Consider the following 24,807-nt stretch of genomic DNA (forward strand, 5'->3'; position numbering starts at 1 on the left):
GTTATATATAGTAACGTAATATGTGTATATTGTGTATTAAGGCAGAGAAATCTGCCTTTTTATTGCTCAATAAAAACATTAGGAATATAGTGCTTTATATGTTTATTGTGTATACGGAAAACTTGATTTGTCATCAGTAAAAGTCAGAGCGACGATTGTAGAGGACAATACTGGCATCAAAAGCCAACTGCCTATCTTGCTAACTGAGCAAGGAGAGTTAAGTACGGTCACGGACTACCTACTCAAGCTGGAGTCGGACGGTGTGAGTAACTCCGTCATGAATGGATTTATTCAAGCGGTGTCCTTGTTGCTAGATTACATGGAAGCCAATAGAGGGTTGTTTGACGATCCGAAGTTGCTCTTCCAGACCTTTTCTAAGCGGTTGTATACAGGAACAATTGGTGAAGATGGACTTGACCCATCAGGTTTGTATTGGGTGCCAAGTTCAACCAGTAACGTGAATAAGCATATTCATCGACTGACGGCATTCACCGATTGGCTGGAAAATAAGCAAGGCACTGTGTCAATGAACCCCTTGCGTGATGCCACCCCTCATGAGCAGCGATTGAACTACGCCGCATGGTATAGAAAAAACCAAAATGATTTCCTCGGTCATATTGAAGATAAGACCGTCAATAAAACCATCCGTAAGGCGCGAACCATTAAGGGGCGCACACCACTCACCAAAACCGAAGATGATGCTATCGCCTTTCCTGAAAAGCATTGGGAAGATTTTTATATGAATGGCATCGGTGGCGCGAGTGACCCACGAGTGGCACTCAGGGACAAATTAATACTCCTACTCATGCACGGTGGCGGACTACGCGAAAGCGAGGCTTTAACCCTTTGGGTCACAGATGTGTTTGAAGATCCCTATAACCCTGATATTGCTATCGTTCGAATCTACAATGAAGTCGATGGCAAAGCGCCAAGTGACCCTGAAGTGCGTTCTAAAAATCAGAATAGAGAGACGTACTTAAAAGAAAAGTATGCGCGTATCCCTCGCCAACGCATGAAAGGCACCGCGCATCTTGGTTGGAAGAACCGATTGCCTGACCATAAAGATAACTACATACAGGTTCAGTGGTTTCCAACCGACTATGGCAAGGTGTTTATGTCACTTTGGAAAAACTATCAAAAGTACCGCGCCAGCATCAACTGTCACCACCCTTATGCGTTTATTTCGTTTCATCACAGCGCTTTCGGTAATCCCTACACCATCAACGCTTTTCATGATAACTACACCAACGGCTTAAAGCGCATTGGCTTAGAACCAAACAAAGCAGAAGGCTTAGACCCGCATGGGCATCGACATAATTACGGCAGACGCCTCAAGCGAGCAAAGGTTGACCCATTAATTCGAAAGAAGTGTCTTCACCACAAAAGTTTGGATTCACAAATTCCTTACACTGGCTCCAGTCAGCAGGAGGTTTCCAACGAGCTAACTCAAGCCACAATGCAACTGGCAAACCCTGAATCCAAAGTCAAAGCACTCGACTGGAAAGCACTGGTTGAGCATGGCTTTGATGACATCGACCCACAAGGATACTTCACGGGCAAACATCCAAAATTGAGAGGCAAATAGTGACGAAAAAAACCAAAAAACAGGACGGGCGTTCATCGGATTTAGCCTTCTCTTGGATGCTCACTACGCTTGGTGCGGAGTGGCAACAATGGCAGGAGTTGGCAGCGGAGTGGATGACGTCACAAAATTCTGGACTTGATCATAAACTACTTGCTTTATCGCGCTTCTTTGAGTCTTATCTTTCTGAATGTGCGCCTTATGCGATCAGTGATATGTCGTTATTTTTTAAAGGCTATAATGGACATCAGTGTTCCAGCGAAGAGTTAGAAGAGTTAATAAAAAGAAACGGTACTTCCCCAGAGCTAATCCAAAAGGGCGTGAACTTTTCCTGCGAATTCATCGACTTTATTATTGAAAAGGTGTTCTCCGAAGAAAATGACCATGGCGACCTTGTCCCGCTGGTTGAAAACCCGCTGAATAAAATCAAAAGACAAGCCTCTCCTACCGAAACTGTCCGCAACCCCTTGCCGTATCGCTATATTCAGGACTTACGCCAAATCCTCTGCCCGTTACCTGATAAAACCGAGCTGACCGTCATTGAGCAAAACCTAAAGAAAGGTGCACAACTACTTCCTGCTTACCACTATCGCCATTTCAAACATTGGACTTGGGCACAACAGCAGACAGGACAAGGCAATCAAAGTGGTGACTGGTTTGAAGTCGAACCTGAACTGATTGATAAAACCGACCCTGACTGTGTGTGGCGCACCAAAAAGGTTTTACGCAAACTCAAGGGAAGCAAAACAGCAGTGCCTACCGTTATCCACCAAATCTGGTCGCCCGCCAAAGCGATGGTGATATTTATGAAGCTCCACCTACCATTGCGAACCTATCAGGTGCGGATGCTAGACAGCGGAGAGGCCGACACATGGCGCTATGAAAACAGTCAATGGGTACTTAACACCAAACATGATTTTGTACTTGGCAGTGAAAAACGCCCATTCGGCAAAGGCATCTTCCGCCGAATCCACGACACCATGACAGGATTACATTCCACAGGCTTGTATATCAACACAAACAAGACCGCTGACCAAAATAAGGAAGAACTGGAACGGGGCTACATCATTCCTTGGCAGAATGAAGAAGTGCTGTACTGGCTGGAAAAACTGCGCAACTGGCAAGAAAAATACAACCCAATTGCAAAGCCCACCGATTGCACCTCACTTCAAATAAAGCACACTAGGCATAAGAAATCACAGAAACAGTTAGTAAGCATGGGTGAAATTGCCTTTCTGTTTCGTGATGCTACTGCAAATGGGGAGGATAAACGAAAGCCTCTTCGGATCAATGCGACAGATATTTTCTGGTATCAACTCCTATTTGAGCTAGAAATCAACCTTGCAGAGCAAGGTCACACTTTAGATAACGGTGAGCGGTTGAAACTGGTTGTGGATTACCCTGACGACATAAGAGAAAAGAAGGCCACGCTCTTCCCCTTACACAGTTTGCGCGTCTCGCTCATCACGGCGTATACGATGGACACGCAGTTGCCACTGCCTGTGATTTCTAAGCTATTAGCTGGGCATACACGCCTGCTGATGACCATCTATTACAACAAAATTACCCCGTCCGTGATGGCAGAGAAAATGGATGAAGCGCACGGTGAATTGGATGCCAAATCCAAACAATCAGTGCGTAACTTCCTCAAAGATGCCTCAATGGAGCAAATACAGTGCAAGATGGTGTATCACAGCGATGACAGCATTCAGGCAGCATTGGTTAACCGTAATCCGATAGGCTGGGAAGAACGCTCCTGTGGGTTGTGCTTAGTTGGCGGTAACACCGTGAAATCGGATGAAGTCAGCACCCTTGGTGGTTGCTGGAACGGTGGTGAGCTAATTAAGGATTCAAACACTGCTGCCAATCGTGTTTATGCTAGTGCGCCACACGGACCTGAAAACTGTATCCGTTGCCGCTGGTTTATTACCGAAGCGCGATACCTGCCTGCACTAAATGCTCACTTCAACCAACTGAGCTACAAAGCGCATGAAGCGGCTAACCTCTCTGTGGAAATTGAGGGTGAACTGGAAGCCCTCAAAGACGACCACTTCTTCTGTGAAGAGCAAGGCAAACCATTTATCAAGCACGATGAACTGCAAACCCTACAACGCCGCTGGGAAAAGCAACGAGTCGAGGCGGATGAATACACCAAAGACTGGATAGCGTGCTTCGAACTTATCCACAAAATCATACGTGTCGAAGAAGCCAGAAACGAGGATGACACCAAAGATAAACTGATTGCGGTTGGCTCTGAGCAAGATGTCAGCCATGCCTTGAAGTTTATCGAAACCAACTCAGAGTTGCTGCATCTATCACTACTTTGTGATGACGCTGAATTCTACCCTGATTTGCAGGACGAACTGCGTAAAACCCCTGTTATTCAAAAGCGTTCAATGCAACTTAGCCGTGTGCTGATGAAAAAAGGCTTTGAGCCAATTTTCATGGAAATGGACGACAAACAACAGCTTATCGCTGCCAATGCCATGCTGCGTCATATGGCGAAAATCGCTGACCCTGACGACAAGCTCGAAGGCTTCCGCAAAGTGGCGAGCTACATCGAAGCGGGTGAATACCTGACTGATAACAAGCTGTTCTCTCAGGGCATTCATGCACTGACTGATAAAGTCATTAATCTAGATGGTATAGCACTACCGAACTTATTGGAGGACTAATGGAACTTGATATTGATGTCATTCTGGCTGACTTAAAAGATGGCAAAGTCCCACGCACCCAGCAAAACCTCGATAAGCTCAACGACACGCTGAAAGCCTATGCGGGATCAGGTCAGCGTGACTTCTCCATCACGCAAATTGGGCGAGTTTCTGCCGAAAATGGCGGGTTGGCGTATGAGGCTTTGCGTGCTACCCGTAACAAGCACTACCGAACACTCATCGAAGCGTGGGCGGCAAAGTACAATACCAGTACCAAAAAACCGTTATCCAACACCTCACGGTCTAAATCTATCCCTGCGGATAACAAGCTGTTAGAGCGCATCCCAGACCCTGCGGTACGCGCCTTGTTTGGTCAAATCATTGCCGAGCGTAACCGCTACCGCAAAGAGGTAAACTTACTCAAACAACACGCCAATATAATCATCGACAAGCGCCCTGTGCGCCAGTTTGATACCAGCGCAGAGCCAAGCGTCGAAGTGCTGCCATCCCTATCAGGTGTACTAATCGAATCAGAGAAAAATGCCTTAGCGTATGCCATTTCTGATGAATGCATGGAGAAGAACGACTGGCAAACCACTCAGGCAGGTCAGGTGAAGAACATGGAAGACAACAGCGAAGTATTCCCTAGAGGCTTTATCACAGGGCTTCGCAAACTGCTGGGTGAGGTAGATGACTAATGGCAAGTGGGCAGCAGAAAGCACAACAAAACCTTGAGGCATTTGAGGTCTGGAAAGCCACACAGACGGACGATGACTTTAAACAAATCGTGTTCAGAGGCCAGCTAAATCGAATCGAAGTGGCAAAGGGAACAGGTTGTGGCAAATCGGCGCTAAACCAAAACCCTGCCCTCAGAAAAGCACTCAAAGCACTAGAGGGGGAGTTGCGTGATAGAGGTGTGCTGCCACCTCTTACGGAAGCTGCCGGGAAGAATGAGGGCAAACCTCAAGCCTACGATAACACCGTCAATCGACAGCTTCTCGATTCAAAGCGGGTGTCTTCACTTGAGGCTGAGAACATCGAATTGAAAGCCAAGGTCAAAGAGCTAGAAAAGCGACTTGAGCGCTTCGGTGAACTGTCTGAAACCTTGTCTGAAATGGGGTTGATGCCACGATGAATGCCGCTTTGTATGAAGACCAGATGCGTGTCACTAGCATCCCTTATCGCTCGACCAAGATGGTGATATTCAGCGGTGTGCCGCTGAAGAGGAGCTCTTACAAAACCAACAGTGGTAAGTATTACGTCACCATCAAAGCCGACCCCGATAGCATCCCTGTGCTTCCAACACTGGGTCAGCACTGGTCAGTCAAAGGCACTCGCCAGATAGAAAACATGGAAGTCGGTGATTATGTGATGCAGCAGCACACCTATGAATCACCTAAGCATGTTGAATGCTCTTTGCCTGAAACGGGTGAGCAACTGATACGCTTTATCGCCAGAGAAAGTGACTTCAAGGGTATTGGCGAAAGCAAAGCTAGAGCGCTCTGGCAGCTCTTGGGTAAAGACTTCCATGCCACGCTGAGAAATGACACCCCAGAGTCCAGAAAGCGCCTGACATCTATTCTGAGTGAAGATTCAGTGGAAGCGCTCTTTAAGGGGTACGCCAAATATAAAAATCTGGCACATTGCAACTGGATGAGTGAGCACAACATCCCCGCCAGTGTGCAGCAACGGCTGCTCAAGCATCATGGTGAGGCCTCCATAGCGGTAATTAAGGATAATCCTTATGCTTTGATGGGCTTTGGTCTTTCGTTCAGTGCCATTGAAGATATTATTAAGGTAACGGATTTTAAGAGCGATGTTGCGCAGGATGACGCAAGAAGGCTCAGCGCGGCACTGGAAATGGCGATTCGAAAGGAGATTGAAAAAGGTCACACCTATACCACTCATGCGAATGTGTGCCCTTACCTCAACAAGCTACTGAAAGACAATGCACTGGTCACTCAGGCGTTCCAATCAGGCCATGATAAGGCCCAGTACATTTTAAATCCCGACACAGGAACCTTCCATCCCACTGCGCAACTTCTGATGGAAAGTGTCGTTGCCAAGCGGCTAAATGCACTGATTAAGCAAAATGACTTGTATGATGAAAACGCCAATGCTGCGTATTGTTCTGCGGCTGCTGAGCTTCCCTACGAATTAACCCGTAAACAAATCGAAGCCGTAACAACGTGCCTGGATAATTCAGTAAGCTGTATTACGGGCGGTGCAGGAACAGGTAAGACAACGGTACTTAGGACGGCACTCAGGGCTTACCATCGACTCGGATTTGAAATACACGCCGTGGCGCTCAGTGGTCGCGCCGCAATGAGGCTTCATGAATCGATTGGTTTTGTTACCTCAACCGTTGCTAAGTTGCTGCGTGACGAACCTATTGAGCCTAGCGTAGAAAAGCCAAATCACTTACTGGTCATCGATGAAGCGAGCATGATTGACCTACCAACTATGTATCGCCTAGTTAATCACATTCATCCCTCGGTGCGATTGATATTCACTGGCGACCCCGACCAACTTCCACCAATCGGCTGCGGTAAGGTATTGGCAGACATCGTTGAAGCAAAAACGGTAGCGAATACGATGTTAGATATCGTCAAGAGACAGGAAGGTTCAACGGGTATCCCTGAATACTCAAAGCTCATTAATCAAGGTGTGGTGCCTGAACAATTAAGTACAGGTGCAATACACTTTCACGAAACCAGTAAAACAGACATTGCCGAAGTCTGTTGTGAGCTTTACCAACAGTCCCCTGAAAACAGTCGCATCATGGCTCCAACCAAGGCACTCGTATCAGAAATCAATAAACTCACCCAACAAGCCGTTAACCCAGATAGCACTAACCTTGAGTTCGAAATCAATGGTGATAAGTTCTTTTTGCCACTTCGCATGAATGATGCGGTGTTATTCACGCAGAATCATTACGACAAAGGTATTCAGAACGGCTCACTTGGTATGCTAACCAACGCCAAACCTTCTGGTGATAGTTACGGTGAAGTGACGCTAGATACAGGTGAAAAGGTCGAAATAACACAATCCATTCTCGACTGCATGGAGTTGGGTTACGCAATCACCCTACATAAAGCTCAAGGATCACAGTTTCCGCGCATCATCATTGCCCTGCAAAAAGGACGAATAGTAGATAGATCTTGGCTCTATACGGCAATCACGAGAGCTGAAAGTGAAATCCATATCGTTGGTAGTAGCGATGATATGAAGCGCATCACCGAGGCACCTAGTCACTCTCATAAGCGGAATAGCTATCTGAAAGAACTGTTGAGGTAGCTATTAACCCTGTACATCAAACTCGTTTATGCTCCTTTTCGTTTTACATGATCTATCCGTGCCCCGCTTACAATGTGTCAGTTGACCAAATTTTATTAATGAGCCAAGGTATCTAAAGGACTAAGGAATTATCAGAGAGAGCAAGCAATGAAAGTCGAAATCGAAAGAACAGAAGATGGAGAGGCTTTTTTCAGATTACCTGATGAATATCTTGTAGGCCTAAAATGGCAAGATGGTGATGTCATTGAGTGGATTGATAATAAAGATGGTACCTGGACCTTACGAAAGTCCTCGGTAGCAAGTTCTGCGGATTAGTCATGCCCCTAAGTTTGTTACGACCCACATATGAATGTGGGAAACTTGAAGTGAAATTCCCTAGATTTTCTAACGTTCAGATACGACAAGAGCCACTAATAAGTGGCTCTATTACGCGCTACCTGCGGTCAATACTCTATGAGCGGAAGAGAACAGGGCTATTTGAAATCATTTGTCTACGAGTGGAGCCGAAACCGCGTTTCTCATAGCAAGCACCAGTAGTATATTCTTGTAACCTATCGAATTCAAATCTAGCTGCTCATGAGGCATTGCTGGCAAACTTATGCCCCATTATTGGTTTCGTCTAACAAATTTGCGATTTCAATCAGTCGCAATTTACCCAAATATAACTCATGTGACGTTAATAATAGTTATGCGGTGAGAGTGAAATTTTAATTGGATTGGTAAGTCGCTTCGGGACAAAAGCGCCTTAGTTCATTCATTACTGGTGCCCTTGCCAAAACTCTTCAATTTCCCATAACGCGCGGCTGCCCATTACTTCTCTGATTGATTGGATCACTTGTTCATATTGATCTGAGGAAAATTTAGACCACCTTGCAAGCTCAGCCTCTTTCCAGCGAGACTTCAGTCCTCCGATATTACTTCGGCATAAAGCTTTCAGCAACACGGCATCTATGGGAGGGTGCAAGTCGACGACCTTTACATGCGAATCATATCCTCCGCAAACCAAAGCCGATTTTAAGTACATGTTGATTAATTTGGCTGCGATCCCATGAGTAAAGGTCAATCCTATTTTACTCGCTTCTGCAATAAGTTGTTCACGCCATTGGCGGTGCTGTTTATTAATGTCTTCTCTTGCTGGTAGTTTATCTGGATCGTCAACCAGTGTGTCTAGACCTATAGACTCGATAAGTTGCTTACCTTGCTGCTTGAAACAGCACAGGCTCAATTGGGGTAACTATTCACCCACGAGCTATTGACGACGGTTTACGCTAAAAATACTGGCGCCTGATAATCAACTTTCAACATGTGATGTTCGACGATTTCACGCAGCCATTTATAAGCAGAGACCTGCTGAAGTTTGGCTGTTTCTATCAGCGAGAACATTCGTTCGCGGAACTGGTCGCCTCGATATGAGCGAGTCACGTAACAACACTTCCTCATCAGTATGTAATTACGGAGAACTCGCTCCGCTGCGTTGTTTGTTAACGGGCACTCGGAGTCGTCCATAAACCGCCAGACCATAGCATCATCAGCGATGAGATTTCGACATCTACCTCGATATCGTTTTGAGCATTGATAACTACCCAATTTGAGCCAATGAAGCCAGCTCTTTCGTAACCGCCTGAGTCGGCGGTAATATTGGCTTTCGGTAATTTCTTCTTCGATATATCGGTGATGACACCTGAATACGCTATGAGCGATTAAAGCGAGTTTTTCTCCGATTTTTTGGTTTTCAGGACAAACGCTTTCCTCGATAGCGATGACGTTCCTTAATATGTGAGCCCAGCATAATTGGCGCTTAGATTCGTCGATATATTTGTAGGCAGAATATTGGTCAGTCACTAAAAGGTGTGAAACCGCTTAACCAAGTAGTCGTTTGGCAGCATGTTGGTTTCTTCCGCTGTTAATTTGGAAAAAGGCTACGTTATTGCTGAGTGCGGCCCACATCCAGCGTTTATCATTATTGCGCTGATGTGAAGTCTCATCAGCCATAATCAGTTTAGATGCTTTTACTGTGTCATGGATTTGAGTATGAGTATCAGCTAAGTATTCAGTGACTCGTCCTTGCGCCGCAGATATTGCACCTGTTGAGAAGTTAAGCTGGAAGACGTCTTTCAGCATAGATTGTATTTTACCTATGCTTTGGTGGTGCTGCGTCGCTTGGATTGCGATAAAGCTATGTAGATTTGGCCCCATTTGAACATCGGGCACAGACTCTGGAAGCTCCGCTTGATGCTTATCACCACACCATGAGCACTCGCCTTTAAAAATTTGATGTTCAACAAGCGTGTATGAGATATCTGGCAAGTCAAAGATTTGGTGTCGTTTATAAGGTTTCTATTTGGGATAACACACCCACCGCAGTGGCATATCTTATTCGGTAAATATTGCTCAACCGAGGCGCTCTCTTCAATAGGATGAAGCAGTCGGCGATGGCCTTTATGTCCTGGTTGAGCTCCTTGCTTTTTTCCAGATTTCTTCCGATTCGGCGAAGTATTTTTAGCTTTATTATGCAGGGGTTGTTGAGATGATGGCACAGAAGAGTTGCGACTATTTTGGTTTAGCCTATCTTCAAGCTCAGCCAACTTATTCCATAAAAAGTGGATGATATCTTTCGCCTCTTCAGGCGAATCGAAATCTGGCGGTGGAGGTAATGTTTTCTTATTCATACCTCCAGATTGCCACCACAAAAAGATCACTCAAGTTGAATGTGGGATCAAGTTAACTCAGTCACATAAATTTGCTGTCAATAGCTCCTGGGTGAATAGTTACCTTTTTGTTAGAACACCGAAAGAGCGTCGTCATTATGTTGTCGCTTTGTTTATCGGTATCATTAGTGGCGTTATGTCAGCATTTGTTAAGTGGGGGGCAGAAGTCCCATTACCACCGAGAACCATTAGCGATGGTCGTGCTGAATTTAACCCTCCTTATATTTTCTTAAGAGATTATCTTGGTATTGACCCAACACAAACGGTCTATACTTTTGCTGAACATATCATCAACCCAGTAATGGTTACTCATATCATTTATTCTCTGACTTTTGCCATCGGCTACTGTGTGATTGCTGAAATTTTTCCAAAAGTAAAAATGTGGCAAGGTGTAATGGCGGGTTTGATCGTCACTGTTTGTACGCATGGTACGGTTTTTGTGTGGCTAGGGCTGACTCCGACTTGGTCTCACCTTCCTGCAAGCGAGTACATTTCAGAGATCTTTGGTCATATTGTATGGTTCTGGTCTATTGAAATGATTCGTGGTTATCTGCGTGAAAAAATGACCAAAGAGCCGGATCCAGAAGTCGCGTTAAGCTAAGAATACCGACATAAGCGTTGGCATCTTTCCTTCGTTTATTTTGGCAACCTCTACCAACGGTAAGAGGTTGCCAAAAGTGAACGATCCCTTCTAGATTGGCATTTACATCTCACTCCTTTAGCTTATTTAGCACTAAATTGTTTCACTAAACGTTGTAAGCTTTCTAGACTACCCACCAAAGTATGTGTTCGCTCGACAGAAGTGGAGGACAGTAATTTGGTTGACTGAATCGCTTCTTTCATTCTGAGTACATGCTCATTCATACCTTGTGTTACTTGTACTTGCTCTGTCAGTGCTTGTGATGTATGAGCACTCTGCTCTCCAATTGAGGCTAAATTATTGACGATCGCTTCAAAAGATGCCTTACTTTTTTGAGATTTAATCACACATTGTTCAGAAGATTGGATACCATTATTCATTAAGTTGCCAGTTTGATTCACGGCAGTTTGTAATCGTTCTATTTTTTTATGAATCTCTTCAACAGAACAACTGGTCTTACTAGAAAGGGCGCGAACTTCATCAGCCACCACCGCAAAGCCTCGCCCATGTTCGCCAGCTCGAGCCGCTTCAATCGCGGCATTCAAGGCGAGTAAATTAGTTTGTTCTGCAATGCCTTGAATCATTTCAAGAATGGTTTCAATGCCGTTGACATCCGTATAAAGTTGTTCCAAAGCAGCTTTCGATTGATCCAAATGATGGCTCAGTTCACGAACGGTCTCTACCGCTTCATCAATGGTTTGTTCACCTTCACAGGCTTTTGTGCGCGCATGGTTTACAAACTCTGCACTATGTCTGGCTTGCTCAGCCACTTCATCAATTGAGGCCAGCATCTCTTCAGCTGAAACCGCCATGGCATCTGTGGCGATATTTTGCTCAATCAGTTCACGATCAATGGATTGGCAGTTGAGCATCTCTTCATTCGCTGATTGAAGCAGTGCCGTCGCGGTTTCATTAGCGCGAGCTGTCGCTGCCCTTAACTCGGCTCGCTTCATTAATAATGTCAGTTCAATCCGTGATACATCATCACAATAACCTGTATATGGTTGTTCCATCAAAGGGTTATCGTAGTCCTGTTTTGCTAATCCATTAATTACCTTTAGACGCTTGTGAAGGGTAAACAAGAGTGCGAATTGCAATAGCGAGAGAGATATCAATGTACTAAACAGTATCGTGTCAGAGATCGGTAGAATGCTAAAAGCCGCAATCATGATCAGTTCTGCAGCCACTACCCCTAAAGAGAGTGTCATCCATTTCATGCGGCGTATGGCGACTTTTCCATGGTGAAGTTTGGCGTACAGCGAATGCGCTCGCGAAATTTGTGCATCCGTGGGCTGGGTTCTAACGGATTGATATTCAAAGACGTTCCCGGCTTTATCAAAGATGGGGGTAACAAAAGCAGATACCCAATAATGTCCTGAATCTTTGCATTTATTTTTAACTAACCCCATCCAGCTGTTGCCAGATCGAATGTATTCCCATAGCTGGCCAAAAGCCGCTTTAGGCATGTCGGCATGCCGCACAACATTGTGAGGATGGTTAACTAGTTCGTCTGGTTGATAACCCGACACCTTACAAAAATCATCATTACAATGAGTAATATAACTGTCAGGAGTTGTAGTGGATATCAGGTTATCCTTGTCTGAAAATCGAACTCTTTTATCTGTCATACACGTCTCTTATTTAATCCATTGATCAGCGTTCTATCAGTTATCAATGCTACTTAATCGATAACTTAATCAACAAAGATGGCTACATTACCAGTAAACGTTCACCAGTACCGCATTGACAGCAAAAAAAGTGTGATCATTAGCACTGGATCCCATTTTGCCTATTGAGTGATCATTCCTAGCGGTCATGCTGACTGCATGACTAAGAAAAAATCAAAATTCTCATCCTCACCACCTATTGCCTCAGACATTAACGAAGCGAATGCGTTGATATCCGAGTTATGGGAACAGTTGCGCCATTATGAAGATAGGCTACAAACAAGCAGCGCTAATTCCTCTAAGTCTCCTTCCTCCGATGGGCCCAAAGAGCGAGCTGAACGAAAAAAGCTCAAAGCTCTAGTGGTCGCCATCCGAGAGGAGCTAAACAAGGTCACGAAGGGCATAAACGACAACTCTCAGAACTAAAAGCATCCGATACGGTTGTTGATTGTTACCCCGAAAGTACATGCCCTTGCTGCGGTGACGCTGACCTCAAAATGAGTGACAAACCATTTTATCGCCACCAAGTTCATGAAATCCCAGCGCCACGTATCGACATTACCGAATATCGGCTCTATTCAGGTAAATGCGCGCAATGTGGAGAGGCCGTGAAAGCCCAGAAACCTAGCGATATCCCTCAAGGGATAATGGGGCCAAACCTAATGAGCCAAATCGCCATACTGGCTGGTCAATATCATCTCAGTGTTCGGAAAATACGCTCACTACTGCAAGAGCAGTTTGGTATTACTTTCTCAGTGGGTGCCATAAGTGAAGCACAAAGCTGCATTGCTTCTATGCTGACACCACTGCATCAAGCTATCAAAACCAACATACAATCTGCGCCACTGGTCCATGTAGATGAAACGTCGCACTCTAGAAATGATGAGAAAGGTTTGCGTTGGTGCTGGCTAGTGGCAAGCGAGGATTTAGTCTATGAAAAAATCCTTTACTCTCGTTCAATGCATTCAGCAAAAACGGTACTGGACTCAGACTATTGTGGCATTGTGGTCAGTGACCAATATAGCGGTTACAACTGGCTTTCTCCGGACAGACACCAACTCTGTTGGGCGCATGTCATTCGCAATCTACAACAAATTGCCGATTACACAGGCAAAGGGCACACCGCAAAAATAGGTCAGCGCCTTGTACTGCTGAGCAAATTAGTATTTCGAACTCGGCACCGCTGGGAATCTAGCCAAATCGATGACGCTCTCTACCTAAATCGATTGAATCGCATACGTTGTCGTTTTAATCATTGGCTGGAAAAAGGGGCAACCCAAATCCCAATTCAATGCTATCAAGGACGGTGTCGAAAGCTTAAAGGGGGCGTCTCAGAAAACGGAAAATAAAGCACGTTAAGCCCATTGCAGACGCTAGATATTGACGAGTACGTCGGGTTTTCTCTTGTTTGAGTTGCTTCTTGTGCTAAGATAGTAATCAATTACTATCTTACAAGGAGTGCTCGTGGACATCCATCCAAAGCATCTGCCGGCCGATGAACGTCGTGCCGTAACTGTCGAGTCCGTCGTGGCGCTTGCCGGTTCACAAAACCCAAGCGAGATAACCACTGCGGCTATCGCTAAACACATGAACTTGACCCAGGGTGCGCTGTTTCGGCACTTCCCGAACAAGGAAGCCATTTGGCAGGCGGTCATGGAGTGGGTAGCAGAGCGCTTATTAGCCAGAATCGATCGATCCGCACAAGGAATCGAGTCGCCCTTGGCAGCCATGGAGGCGATGTTCATGAGTCATATCGAATTCGTTGCTGAGCACCCAGGCGTGCCAAGAATGATGTTTGGTGAGCTTCAGCGTGCCGAATCGACACCGGCCAAGCGCATGGTGCAAACCTTGATTCAGCGCTACGGCGAACGTTTGGATCGTCTCATCGAGAAAGGCAAGGCCAGCGGCGAGTTGTCTCCCTCGCTTGACAACGAGGCGGCGGCAACGCTGTTCATTGGCACGATCCAGGGCTTGGTCATGCAATCGCTGTTGGCGGGTGATGTGGGACGTATGCACCGCGATGCGCCGCGCGTCTTTGCAATTTATCGGCGTGGCATAAGGAGTGCGCAATGAAAAAGTTACCCTTGCAAGGCCGCACTCTGGCGCTGCTTGCCGTCATCATTCCTTTGCTGGTGCTTTTTATTTATGTCGGTCTGCGATCAGGGCCGCTCGCCCCGGTCGCTGTGACGGTGGCAAGCGTGGAATCACGGGCTATCACACCGGCGCTGTTCGGCATCGGCACGGTGGAGGCGCGCTACACCTACAAGATCGGGCCGACGTTTGCCGGGCGCGTCAAACGCCTGGAGGTGCATGTAGGCGACCAGGTCAAGGCCGGACAGGTGCTCGGCGAGATGGAGCCGGTCGACCTCGATGATCGGGTGCGCTCACAGGAGTCGGCATTCAAGCGTGCGGAAGCGGCTTTGCGCGAGGCAGAAGCCCGGCAAGCCTACGCGCAAACCCAGGCGCGCCGCTACGAGCAATTGTTTGCGGTGCGCTCGACCAGCGAGGAAATCGTCACCACCAAGCGGCAGGAACTGCAGATCGCCGATGCCGCCTTATCTGCTGCTCGGGAAGATATTGTCCGGGCACGCTCCGACCGCGAAGGACTCGTGGCGCAGCGGAGCAATCTGCGCCTGATCGCGCCGGTCGACGGTGTAGTCGCCGTGCGCGATGCCGATCCCGGCACGACCATCGTCGCGGGCCAGGCCGTGGTGGAAGTGATCGACCCCAAGAGTTTGTGGATCAATGTGCGCTTCGACCAGATCAGCGCATCGGGGCTGGCTGGGGGGCTGCCGACCCGTATCGTCCTGCGTTCGCGCAGCGGCCAGACGTTGAAAGGTCGCGTGCTGCGCGTGGAACCCAAGGCCGATGCGGTCACCGAGGAAATGATTGCCAAGGTGACATTCGATAGCCAACCAGAAACTTTGCCACCAGTGGGTGAACTGGCCGAAGTCACGGTTGACTTGCCGGCGCTCCCGGCCGCTCCACTGATCCCCAACGCTGCCGTCCAGCGTGAAGGCGATAAAGTTGGTGTCTGGCAAATCGTGGATGGTGATCTGCATTTCTCCCCGGTCAAGCTCGGCACTTCCGACCTCAATGGTTACGTGCAGGTGCGCGAAGGGCTCAAGAATGGGGACCAGGTTGTGACCTATAGCGAAAAGGCACTGACGGCGCGCAGCCGCATCCATGTGGTCGAGCATATCCCGGGAGTTTCACGATGATCAGCCTGGCCGGCCGCGACATTCTCCATGCCTGGGGGAAATTCGTCTTCACCGGCATCGGTCTGGGTCTGCTGATCGGCGTCACCCTAGTCATGGCTGGGGTGTACCGAGGCATGGTGGACGACGGCAAGGCGTTGCTCGACAACAGTGGCGCTGACCTTTGGGTGGTGCAAAAGGATACTCTGGGTCCTTATGCGGAGTCGTCCAGCCTCAACGATGACGTGTATCGCGCCATTCTCGCCATGCCGGGAGTCTCACAGGCAGCGAACGCGACCTACCTGACCATGCAGGTACGCAAGGGCGAGAGTGATGTACGCACCATGGTGGTCGGCATCGCGCCCGGTGCGTTGGGGGCTACACCCGGATGGCCTCCTTATCTCGTCGCTGGACGCCAGATCACGCGCGGTCACTACGAGGCTGTGGCCGACATCGCCACCGGCTTCAAACTGGGAGATCGTCTTGCCATTCGCCGCAATCATTACACCGTCGTGGGGCTGACACGGCGCATGGTGTCGTCCAGCGGCGACCCGATGGTATTCATTCCGCTCAAAGATGCCCAGGAGGCCCAGTTCCTCAAGGACAACGATGCCATCTGGCAAAGCCGGCGTCGCACCGAAGCCAACCCGGTCTTCAATCGACCCGGTGATCCAGGTTTGCTGGATGCCGTGATTGCTTCACAGAGCAGCAACGCGTTCGTCAATGCCGTGCTGGTCACTCTGAAACCTGGTCATGCGCCGGACGAGGTTGCCGAATCCATCCAGCGCTGGAAGCGTTTGACGGTCTACACCCGGGCACAGATGGAAGACATCCTCGTCGGCAAGCTGATCGCCACCTCGGCCAAGCAGATCGGCATGTTCCTTGTGATTCTGGCCATCGTTAGCGCGGCCATCGTTGCCTTCATCATCTATTCGCTGACGATGGACAAAATCCGTGAGATCGCGGTGTTGAAGCTCATCGGCACACGCAACCGAACCATCGCCGCGATGATCATGCAGCAGGCGCTCGCCCTGGGCGTGATTGGCTTCGTGGTCGGCAAGATCACAGCCACCTTTTCAGCACCGGCTTTTCCAAAATATGTCCTGCTCACGCCAATGGATTCTGTCGCCGGTTTTTTTGCCGTGCTCGTGATCTGCGTTCTAGCTAGCCTCGTCGCCATTCGCATGGCACTCAAGGTCGATCCGGCCGAAGCCATTGGAGGTTGAGATGAGTGGCAAAGGGATACACATCGAAAGTTTAAGCAAGCGGTATGGCGATGGTGACACCGCTGTCTTTGCCTTGAGAGACGTGAATATGCATGTTGCGCCTGGTGAAGTGGTGGGACTGATCGGCCCTTCCGGGTCCGGCAAGAGCACGCTGCTCAAGTGTCTGGGTGCGGTGATCGAACCGACCGCCGGTCGCATGACGCTGGGCGATGAAGTGATCTACGCCGATGGCTGGAAAGTCCGCGACCTGCGCGCCTTACGGCGTGACAAGATCGGTTTCGTTTTCCAGGCGCCGTACCTGATTCCGTTTCTCGATGTCACCGACAACGTGGCGCTGCTGCCGATGCTTGCAGGCGTCGCGAATGGAGAGTCGCGCGCGAAGGCACTGGAATTGCTCACAGCGCTTGATGTGCAACACCGAGCTCGCGCAATGCCCTCGCAACTCTCCGGTGGCGAGCAGCAACGGGTCGCCATCGCGCGCGGACTGGTCAATCGTCCGCCGGTGATCCTGGCCGATGAACCCACTGCGCCGCTGGATTCCGAGCGCGCCATGGCTGTAATCCGCATCCTCAACGACATGGCCCGGAAGTTCGAGACCGCCATCATCGTCGTCACCCATGACGAAAAGATCATCCCCACATTCAAGCGCATCTACCACATCCGCGACGGCGTGACCCATGAGGAAGCTGGCGAAGGGCGGGAGTTCGAATGAGAGAACGATTGAATTACAGGAGAATTTCATGACCCACCGCAAACACAGCCACGCATTTGGAACTATCACCCTGACCGTTACGGCCTGCCTGCTTTTATGGGGTTTTCAGTTGCCAGCTTGGGCTGGTGACGCTACCCAGGTTGAGCCACTGGCGCTACGCAAGATCATGCAGGAACTCGGGCGCAACATGCAGGCTATTACCGGTGCGATTTCGCAGGAGGAATGGGTTCAGGTCGTTCAGCTCGCCCCAAAAGTTGCTGCACACCCCGAGCCACCGCTTACTGAAAAAATGCGCATCCTTGCTTACCTCGGCGCTGATGCGACCAAGTTCAGAAACTTTGACGCGCAGACTCACGAGGCGGCGCTGGCCATGAAGCTGGCTGCTGCGAGCAGCGACGGCAAGGCGGTGATCCAATCATTCGCCCACGTGCAGGAAAGCTGCTTGGGCTGCCACCAAGCTTTCCGTAAACCTTTCGTGGAGCATTTTTATGGAGCACGCTAAAACATGCCAGCGCCCCATCAGCCTCGAAAGACGGCTTGCGGCAACTTACCTGGTAGCTGGTCTGGTCACCGCCGGTCTGGCCGGCTGCGCCGCCGGCCCTGATTTTCAGCGTCCCACCGCACCCGATGTGGCTCGCTACACTGCAACACCGGTAGCTGATAGAACCGTGTCCGCTCCCACGCAGTTCGGCGAAACACAACGTCTAGTCGAAGGGCTTCCGATCGAAACGCAATGGTGGCAAAGCTTGGGTTCATCCGCACTCGACGGACTGATAAACGAAGCTTTCCATGTCAGCCCGACGCTGGCGAGCATCAGCGCCAATTTGCGACAGGCGCAGGAGCTTCTTGCCGCACAGGCGGGCTCGACGCAATATCCACAGGTAGATGTCGCACTGGGATCTCAGCGCCAGCAAATGAGTCCCAGTAGCCAAGGGTTGAGCGGAGACGCACGTCAATTCAGCCTCTACAACGCCAGCGTTGGCGTGCATTACAACCTCGATCTGGCTGGCGGCAACCGGCGCGCACTCGAAGCCTTGGCTGCTCGCGCCGACTACCGTCGCTTCGAACTGAATGCTGCGCGCCTGGCCCTTGCCGGCAACATGGCAACCGCTGCCATTACCCGAGCACGCCTCGCCGCGCAACTAGAAACCACTACTGCCATTTTGCGCGTGCAGGATGAGCAACTGCGCCTAGCCCATGAACGCGTGCGTATCGGTCAGGCCTCACCTGATGAAGCGTTGAGCCTACAAGCTCAGGCGGAGCAAACGCGGGCAGAACTGCCTGCGCTGCGTAAACAACTGCAACAAACCGAACATCTACTGGCGGTGCTAGCCGGTCGTGCCCCAGGCACGGGTGGCATCCCGGCCTTCACTCTGGCCGATTTCACTCTGCCCGTCGAGATGCCGCTCGTCGTGCCCTCAGAACTGGTGCGCCGCCGACCGGATATCCAGGCGTCAGAGGCGCTGTTGCATGCGGCCAATGCAGACTATGGTGTGGCTGTCGCCAAGCTCTACCCACAGATCAACCTGAGCGCCAACCTTGGCTCTCAAGCGCTGACCACCGGTGCCCTGTTCGGTGGTGGCTCGGCAGTGTGGGGCCTGGTTGCGCAGCTCACCCAGCCTCTTTTTAATCCAGGGCTACCCGCTGAAAAAAGAGCGGCGCTCGCCGCTTTTGATGCCGCCGTAGCCAATTACCAGAGCGTCGTATTGGAGTCTTTGCGTAACGTCGCCGACACCCTGCGCGCGGTGGAAAGCGATGCACAAACTTTGACTGCCCTCGCTGCCGCTGATATGGCTGCACAGGCCTCCTTGCAGTCGGTCGAGCGGCAATACCGGCTGGGCGCGACCAGCTGCCTGCAACTGCTCATCGCGCAGCAACAGGCACAGTCAATCCGGATCAATATGGTTGCGGTCCAGGCACAACGCCTAGTCGATAGTGTTGCTTTATATCAGGCCCTGGGAGGTGGTGTCAGTTAAGACTATACCCTAACCTGATGTCAGATGTTGAGCACAAACAACGTCAGAGTAGAGTATGAATTTATATTTATTGACACATTCAGCCAAGGGTAATAGATTTCATCCTGACATTTTTACCTTTGGAGGCATCTTGCAAGGTCAACGTATCGGCTACGTCCGCGTCAGCAGCTTCGACCAGAATCCTGATCGACAACTGGAACAAATAGAAGTCGGCAAGGTATTCACCGATAAGGCTTCAGGCAAGGACACACAACGTCCCGAACTTGAAAGGCTGCTGGCCTTCGTCCGCGAGGGCGACACCGTGGTGGTGCATAGCATGGACAGGTTGGCACGCAACCTTGATGACCTGCGCCGCATCGTCCAAGGGCTGACACAACGAGGCGTGCGCATGGAGTTCGTCAAAGAAGGGCTGACGTTTACCGGCGAGGACTCACCGATGGCCAATCTGATGCTGTCGGTCATGGGAGCCTTTGCTGAGTTCGAGCGCGCCCTGATCCGCGAACGTCAGCGCGAGGGAATCGTGCTGGCCAAGCAGCGCGGTGCCTACCGGGGACGAAAGAAATCGCTGAACAGCGAACAAATTGCCGAGTTGAAACGGCGAGTTGCAGCAGGCGACCAAAAAACTTTGGTGGCCCGTGACTTCGGCATCAGCCGCGAAACTTTGTACCAGTACCTGCGGGCGGACTGACCATGCCACGCCGCTCAATCCTGTCCGCCACCGAGCGCGAAAGTCTGCTGGCACTGCCAGATGCCAAAGACGAACTGATACGGCACTACACGTTCAACGAAACCGACCTGTCGGTGATCCGTCAGCGTCGCGGTGCCGCGAATCGATTGGGCTTCGCCGTGCAGCTTTGCTACTTGCGATTCCCTGGCATCTTCTTGGGCGTCGATGAACCTCCATTTCCGCCCCTGCTGCGCATGGTGGCCGCACAACTCAAGGTGCCGGTGGAAAGCTGGAACGATTACGGCCAGCGCGAGCAGACACGGCGGGAGCACTTGGTCGAGCTGCAAACGGTGTTTGGATTCAAGCCCTTCACCATGAGTCACTACCGGCAAGCCGTGCATACATTGACCGAACTGGCCTTGCAAACAGACAAAGGCATTGTGCTGGCCAGCACCCTTGTTGAAAACCTGCGGCGGCAGAGCATCATCCTACCCGCCATGAATGCCATCGAGCGCGCAAGCGCCGAGGCCATTACCCGTGCCAACCGGAGCATCCATGCGGCATTGGCCGATTCCTTGATACCTGTCCATCGCCAGCGCCTGGACGAACTGCTCAAGCGCAAGGATGGTAGCAAAATGACGTGGCTAGCGTGGCTGCGCCAATCGCCCGCCAAGCCTAACTCGCGCCACATGCTTGAACACATCGAACGCCTCAAAGCCTGGCAAGCGCTTGACCTACCTGCTGGCATCGAACGGCAGGTACACCAAAACCGCTTGCTCAAGATCGCCCGCGAGGGCGGCCAGATGACGCCCGCCGACCTGGCCAAGTTCGAGTCGCAGCGGCGTTACGCCACCTTGGTAGCACTGGCCATCGAAGGCATGGCCACCGTCACTGATGAAATCATCGACCTTCACGACCGCATCATCGGCAAGCTGTTCAATGCGGCCAAGAACAAGCATCAACAGCAGTTCCAGGCTTCCGGCAAGGCGATCAACGACAAGGTGCGGATGTATGGGCGCATCGGTCAGGCGCTGATTGAAGCCAAACAAAACGGCGGCGATCCGTTCGCCGCCATCGAAGCGGTCATGCCGTGGGACACCTTCGCCGCCAGCGTCACCGAGGCGCAAACGCTGGCGCGGCCTGCAGATTTTGATTTCCTGCACCATATCGGCGAGAGTTACGCCACGCTGCGCCGCTATGCGCCGCAGTTCCTGGACGTGCTCAAACTGCGCGCCGCGCCCACCGCCAAGGGTGTGCTCGATGCCATCGACGTGCTGCGCGGCATGAACAGCGACAGCGCGCGCAAGGTGCCCGCCGATGCGCCAACCGCATTCATCAAGCCGCGCTGGGCAAAGCTGGTTCTGACCGACGAGGGTATTGACCGGCGTTACTACGAATTATGCGCCCTGTCGGAGCTGAAGAACGCACTGCGCTCTGGTGATGTTTGGGTGCAGGGTTCGCGTCAGTTCAAGGACTTCGACGAATACCTGGTGCCGATCGAGAAGTTCGCCACCTTGAAGCTGGCCAGCGAATTGCCACTGGCCGTGGCCACCGACTGCGACCAATATCTGCATGACCGACTGGAATTATTGGAGGCGCAACTCGCCACAGTCAACCGCATGGCGGCGACCAACGACTTACCGGACGCCATCATCACCACTGCATCGGGCCTGAAGATAACGCCGCTGGACGCAGCGGTGCCAGACGCCGCGCAAGCCTTGATTGACCAGTCGGCGATGTTGCTGCCGCACCTCAAGATCACCGAGTTGCTGATGGAGGTCGATGAATGGACGGGCTTCACGCGCCACTTCACACACCTGAAGACCGGCGACACGGCCAAGGACAAAACCTTGCTGATGACGACGATTCTGGCTGATGGTATCAATCTTGGGCTCACCAAGATGGCCGAGTCCTGCCCTGGCACCACCTACGCCAAGCTGTCTTGGCTGCAAGCCTGGCACGTTCGCGACGAAACCTATTCGACGGCGCTGGCCGAGCTGGTGAACGCACAGTATCGACAACCCTTCGCCGGAAACTGGGGCGACGGCACCACGTCATCGTCGGACGGCCAGAACTTCCGAACCGGCAGCAAGGCAGAGAGCACCGGGCATATCAATCCGAAGTATGGAAGTAGCCCTGGGCGGACGTTCTATACCCATATCTCCGACCAATACGCGCCCTTCAGCGCCAAGGTGGTCAACGTCGGCTTGCGCGACTCGACTTATGTGCTCGATGGCCTGCTGTACCACGAGTCTGACTTGCGTATCGAGGAACACTACACCGACACGGCGGGCTTCACCGATCATGTGTTCGGCCTGATGCACTTTCTGGGATTCCGGTTCGCGCCGCGCATCCGCGACCTGGGCGACACCAAGCTGTTCATTCCCAAGGGCGATACTGCCTACGATGCACTCAAGCCGATGATTAGCAGCGACAGGCTGAACATCAAGGCTATTCGCGCTCATTGGGATGAAATCCTACGGCTGGCCACTTCGATCAAGCAGGGCACGGTGACGGCCTCGCTGATGCTGCGCAAGCTCGGCAGCTATCCGCGCCAAAACGGCTTGGCCGTCGCCCTGCGCGAGCTGGGGCGCATCGAGCGCACGCTGTTCATTCTGGATTGGCTGCAAAGCGTGGAGCTGCGCCGCCGCGTCCATGCGGGGCTGAATAAGGGCGAGGCGCGCAACGCGCTGGCCAGGGCGGTCTTCTTCTACCGATTGGGTGAAATCCGCGACCGCAGTTTTGAGCAGCAGCGCTACCGGGCCAGCGGCCTCAATCTGGTGACGGCGGCCATCGTGTTGTGGAACACGGTCTATCTGGAGCGTGCCACCAGTGCTTTGCGTGCCCACGGCATGGCGCTGGACGACACGTTGCTGCAATATCTGTCCCCGCTGGGGTGGGAGCATATCAACCTGACCGGCGATTACCTATGGCGCAGCAGTGCCAAGGTCGGTGCGGGGAAGTTCAGGCCATTGCGACCGCTGCCACCGGCTTAGCGTGCTTTATTTTCCGTTTTCTGAGACGACCCCTTAAAGAGCATAGCCAAAGTTTATGGCTGTTCTTAACCAACCCTAAAATCCCTCTGACCAACAACGAAGCAGAGCGACGATTGCGCGGCTTCGTCATTCAGAGAAAAATCAGCTACGGTACCACCTCGGATGCAGGCGATAAGTTCCGAGACCGTCTACACTCGCTAATCGAAACGTGTAAAAAGCGGAAAATATCGTCACTTGATACGCTTTCACGAATAGCCAACGCGGTGGTTCGTCAGCAGCCATACCCAAATGTGTTCGACCTTAAGCACACGAGTTTTTATCTAAATACCTAGTCAACATGCTACTGGTGAACGCTTACGGTTAAAGGACTCATTCGAGTCCTTTTTTATTGACTAAAATTAAGCTGGTCTACAAGCGATAAGAAAATGCAACAAATGGAGATTTTTTGGCTTGACTTGCATCTCAGTTTCTCTAGTATATGGACATGTAGACGTCCAAACGTCCATTTGATTTGAACCACTGAACTATAGAGTCGTGCCATGGGCGGTTAGTCGTGCCAAGGGCGGTTGAGGAAATACACATGGCTTTTCATCACGCACAACATTCACATTCGCTAAACCAGAGCTTGTCTGAGCTTAATGGCGATATTAATGTTTCTTTTGAGTTTTTTCCGCCATCGACCCCCGAAATGGAACAGATCCTGTGGAATTCTATCCGTCGTTTAGAGCCACTGAATCCTAAGTTTGTGTCTGTGACTTATGGTGCTAACTCTGGCGTACGTGACCGTACCCATGGCGTGATTGAGCGTATCCAACAGGAAACGGATCTTGTTGCCGCGCCGCACTTAACCTTAGTGGATGCCAGCGATGAAGAATTATTAGAACTGGCGAAACATTATTGGAAATCGGGCATCCGTGACATAGTGGCACTGCGTGGTGACTTACCCGCAGGCAGCCCAAAGCCAACCCGTTTTGCGGCCGATTTAGTGCGTTTGCTGCGCTCTGTGGCTGACTTTGATATTTCCGTTGCGGCCTATCCAGAAGTGCACCCCGATGCGAGCAATGCACAGGCGGATTTGATCAACCTTAAGCGTAAGATTGATGCGGGTGCCAGCCGTGCCATTACCCAATTTTTCTTCGATGTGGAATCTTACCTGCGTTTTCGTGATCGCTGCGTTGCCGCTGGTATCGATGTTGAAATCGTGCCAGGCATCTTACCTGTGACTAACTTTACCCAGCTAAAACGTTTCGCGGGCATGACCAATGTGTCGTTACCTAATTGGTTACATAAGCAATTTGATGGCCTAGAAAACGATGCGGGTACACGCCAATTGGTGGGGGCAAACGTGGCAATCGATATGGTAAAAGTATTGTCCCGTGAAGGCGTGAAGGATTTCCATTTCTACACCTTAAATCGCGCCGAATTGACCTACGCGATTTGCCACACTTTAGGCGTGCGCCCTAAATAACACCTTATAAAATGAGC

At 50.8% G+C, this 24,807-nt stretch carries 19 protein-coding genes and 3 pseudogenes; 19 read left to right on the forward strand and 3 right to left on the reverse strand.

The window, feature by feature from the left end; genetic code table 11:
- Positions 1 to 127: 127 nt before the first annotated feature.
- The 6 genes from gmtY (at position 128) to MZ182_RS13040 (ending at position 7,848) form a co-directional block, all read left to right on the forward strand.
- On the forward strand, positions 128 to 1,585 hold the full coding sequence (gene gmtY / locus MZ182_RS13015; RefSeq protein ID WP_248069810.1) for a gamma-mobile-trio recombinase GmtY: 1,458 nt from the start codon (positions 128 to 130) through the stop codon (positions 1,583 to 1,585).
- Positions 1,585 to 4,257: an integrase family protein gene (locus tag MZ182_RS13020; protein WP_119565105.1), complete on the forward strand. Its 2,673-nt coding sequence runs from the start codon at positions 1,585 to 1,587 to the stop codon at positions 4,255 to 4,257. Before gmtY ends, MZ182_RS13020 begins: the two co-directional genes overlap by 1 nt.
- On the forward strand, positions 4,257 to 4,934 hold the full coding sequence (gmtX, locus tag MZ182_RS13025; protein WP_119565106.1) for a gamma-mobile-trio protein GmtX: 678 nt from the start codon (positions 4,257 to 4,259) through the stop codon (positions 4,932 to 4,934). The genes MZ182_RS13020 and gmtX overlap by 1 nt, the downstream gene beginning before the upstream one ends.
- Positions 4,934 to 5,371 (forward strand): VPA1267 family protein, encoded by a 438-nt coding sequence (locus MZ182_RS13030; RefSeq protein ID WP_119565107.1) that lies wholly within the window; start codon positions 4,934 to 4,936, stop codon positions 5,369 to 5,371. The genes gmtX and MZ182_RS13030 overlap by 1 nt, the downstream gene beginning before the upstream one ends.
- Positions 5,368 to 7,533, forward strand: coding sequence for an AAA family ATPase (locus MZ182_RS13035; protein ID WP_317246822.1), 2,166 nt, complete (start codon positions 5,368 to 5,370; stop codon positions 7,531 to 7,533). Before MZ182_RS13030 ends, MZ182_RS13035 begins: the two co-directional genes overlap by 4 nt.
- 147 nt (positions 7,534 to 7,680) lie before the next feature.
- The gene (locus tag MZ182_RS13040) at positions 7,681 to 7,848 is read left to right on the forward strand and encodes a hypothetical protein (RefSeq protein ID WP_248069806.1); all 168 of its coding nucleotides are present in this window, start codon (positions 7,681 to 7,683) and stop codon (positions 7,846 to 7,848) included.
- Positions 7,849 to 8,290: 442 nt separating this feature from the next.
- Here the strand turns inward: MZ182_RS13040 and MZ182_RS13045 are convergent, their stop codons facing one another.
- On the reverse strand, positions 8,291 to 8,758 hold the full coding sequence (locus tag MZ182_RS13045; RefSeq protein WP_192937894.1) for a hypothetical protein: 468 nt from the start codon (positions 8,756 to 8,758) through the stop codon (positions 8,291 to 8,293).
- A gap of 38 nt (positions 8,759 to 8,796) precedes the next feature.
- A pseudogene (gene tnpC, locus MZ182_RS21450) lies at positions 8,797 to 10,202 on the reverse strand (IS66 family transposase).
- A 91-nt stretch (positions 10,203 to 10,293) separates the two neighbouring features.
- Here tnpC and MZ182_RS13065 point away from each other — a divergent pair.
- On the forward strand, positions 10,294 to 10,842 hold the full coding sequence (locus tag MZ182_RS13065; RefSeq protein WP_248069801.1) for a YagU family protein: 549 nt from the start codon (positions 10,294 to 10,296) through the stop codon (positions 10,840 to 10,842).
- Between the two features lie 122 nt (positions 10,843 to 10,964).
- Here the strand turns inward: MZ182_RS13065 and MZ182_RS13070 are convergent, their stop codons facing one another.
- Positions 10,965 to 12,509 carry a methyl-accepting chemotaxis protein gene (locus MZ182_RS13070; protein ID WP_248069800.1) on the reverse strand — a complete coding sequence of 515 codons (1,545 nt, stop codon included), beginning with the start codon at positions 12,507 to 12,509 and terminating at the stop codon, positions 10,965 to 10,967.
- Between the two features lie 198 nt (positions 12,510 to 12,707).
- Between MZ182_RS13070 and MZ182_RS21455 the strand changes: the two genes are divergently transcribed.
- From MZ182_RS21455 to metF, 12 genes and pseudogenes are all read left to right on the forward strand, one after another.
- On the forward strand, positions 12,708 to 12,974 hold the full coding sequence (locus MZ182_RS21455; protein ID WP_000162675.1) for a DUF6444 domain-containing protein: 267 nt from the start codon (positions 12,708 to 12,710) through the stop codon (positions 12,972 to 12,974).
- A 20-nt stretch (positions 12,975 to 12,994) separates the two neighbouring features.
- Positions 12,995 to 13,897 (forward strand): annotated as a pseudogene (locus MZ182_RS13075) (IS66-like element ISVch7 family transposase); the annotation flags it as partial.
- 115 nt (positions 13,898 to 14,012) lie between these two features.
- Entirely contained in the window at positions 14,013 to 14,621 is a 609-nt protein-coding gene (locus MZ182_RS13080; protein ID WP_053012022.1) for a TetR/AcrR family transcriptional regulator, read from the forward strand.
- The gene (locus MZ182_RS13085; RefSeq protein ID WP_248114725.1) at positions 14,618 to 15,769 is read left to right on the forward strand and encodes an efflux RND transporter periplasmic adaptor subunit; all 1,152 of its coding nucleotides are present in this window, start codon (positions 14,618 to 14,620) and stop codon (positions 15,767 to 15,769) included. The genes MZ182_RS13080 and MZ182_RS13085 overlap by 4 nt, the downstream gene beginning before the upstream one ends.
- A complete protein-coding gene (locus MZ182_RS13090) occupies positions 15,766 to 16,971 on the forward strand; it encodes an ABC transporter permease (RefSeq protein ID WP_004393995.1) in 1,206 nt (401 codons plus the stop codon). Before MZ182_RS13085 ends, MZ182_RS13090 begins: the two co-directional genes overlap by 4 nt.
- 1 nt (position 16,972) lies before the next feature.
- Positions 16,973 to 17,683 carry an ABC transporter ATP-binding protein gene (locus tag MZ182_RS13095; RefSeq protein ID WP_004393997.1) on the forward strand — a complete coding sequence of 237 codons (711 nt, stop codon included), beginning with the start codon at positions 16,973 to 16,975 and terminating at the stop codon, positions 17,681 to 17,683.
- 28 nt (positions 17,684 to 17,711) lie between these two features.
- Complete coding sequence (locus MZ182_RS13100) at positions 17,712 to 18,185, forward strand: cytochrome c (RefSeq protein ID WP_003056106.1); 474 nt, start codon at positions 17,712 to 17,714, stop codon at positions 18,183 to 18,185.
- Entirely contained in the window at positions 18,172 to 19,659 is a 1,488-nt protein-coding gene (locus tag MZ182_RS13105) for an efflux transporter outer membrane subunit (protein WP_248114726.1), read from the forward strand. The genes MZ182_RS13100 and MZ182_RS13105 overlap by 14 nt, the downstream gene beginning before the upstream one ends.
- A 130-nt stretch (positions 19,660 to 19,789) precedes the next feature.
- A complete protein-coding gene (locus MZ182_RS13110; protein WP_008902871.1) occupies positions 19,790 to 20,347 on the forward strand; it encodes a recombinase family protein in 558 nt (185 codons plus the stop codon).
- A 2-nt stretch (positions 20,348 to 20,349) separates the two neighbouring features.
- Positions 20,350 to 23,322 (forward strand): Tn3 family transposase, encoded by a 2,973-nt coding sequence (locus tag MZ182_RS13115; RefSeq protein WP_248114727.1) that lies wholly within the window; start codon positions 20,350 to 20,352, stop codon positions 23,320 to 23,322.
- A 38-nt stretch (positions 23,323 to 23,360) separates the two neighbouring features.
- A pseudogene (locus MZ182_RS13120) lies at positions 23,361 to 23,654 on the forward strand (IS66 family transposase); the annotation flags it as partial.
- Between the two features lie 248 nt (positions 23,655 to 23,902).
- On the forward strand, positions 23,903 to 24,790 hold the full coding sequence (gene metF / locus MZ182_RS13125) for a methylenetetrahydrofolate reductase (protein ID WP_011790795.1): 888 nt from the start codon (positions 23,903 to 23,905) through the stop codon (positions 24,788 to 24,790).
- Positions 24,791 to 24,807: the final 17 nt, after the last annotated feature.

It is taken from the genome of Shewanella sp. JNE2, assembly GCF_023159115.1.
In the GTDB taxonomy this organism is placed as follows: Bacteria; Pseudomonadota; Gammaproteobacteria; order Enterobacterales; family Shewanellaceae; genus Shewanella; species Shewanella putrefaciens.

Coding starts and splice junctions, on each gene's coding strand:
- gmtX (WP_119565106.1), top strand. CDS start 4,257: ATGGAACTTGATATTGATGTCATTCTGGCTGACTTAAAAGATGGCAAA.
- MZ182_RS13030 (WP_119565107.1), top strand. CDS start 4,934: ATGGCAAGTGGGCAGCAGAAAGCACAACAAAACCTTGAGGCATTTGAG.
- MZ182_RS13035 (WP_317246822.1), top strand. CDS start 5,368: ATGAATGCCGCTTTGTATGAAGACCAGATGCGTGTCACTAGCATCCCT.
- MZ182_RS13040 (WP_248069806.1), top strand. CDS start 7,681: ATGAAAGTCGAAATCGAAAGAACAGAAGATGGAGAGGCTTTTTTCAGA.
- MZ182_RS13070 (WP_248069800.1), bottom strand. CDS start 12,509: ATGACAGATAAAAGAGTTCGATTTTCAGACAAGGATAACCTGATATCC.
- MZ182_RS21455 (WP_000162675.1), top strand. CDS start 12,708: ATGACTAAGAAAAAATCAAAATTCTCATCCTCACCACCTATTGCCTCA.
- MZ182_RS13085 (WP_248114725.1), top strand. CDS start 14,618: ATGAAAAAGTTACCCTTGCAAGGCCGCACTCTGGCGCTGCTTGCCGTC.
- MZ182_RS13090 (WP_004393995.1), top strand. CDS start 15,766: ATGATCAGCCTGGCCGGCCGCGACATTCTCCATGCCTGGGGGAAATTC.
- MZ182_RS13095 (WP_004393997.1), top strand. CDS start 16,973: ATGAGTGGCAAAGGGATACACATCGAAAGTTTAAGCAAGCGGTATGGC.
- MZ182_RS13100 (WP_003056106.1), top strand. CDS start 17,712: ATGACCCACCGCAAACACAGCCACGCATTTGGAACTATCACCCTGACC.
- MZ182_RS13105 (WP_248114726.1), top strand. CDS start 18,172: ATGGAGCACGCTAAAACATGCCAGCGCCCCATCAGCCTCGAAAGACGG.
- MZ182_RS13115 (WP_248114727.1), top strand. CDS start 20,350: ATGCCACGCCGCTCAATCCTGTCCGCCACCGAGCGCGAAAGTCTGCTG.
- metF (WP_011790795.1), top strand. CDS start 23,903: ATGGCTTTTCATCACGCACAACATTCACATTCGCTAAACCAGAGCTTG.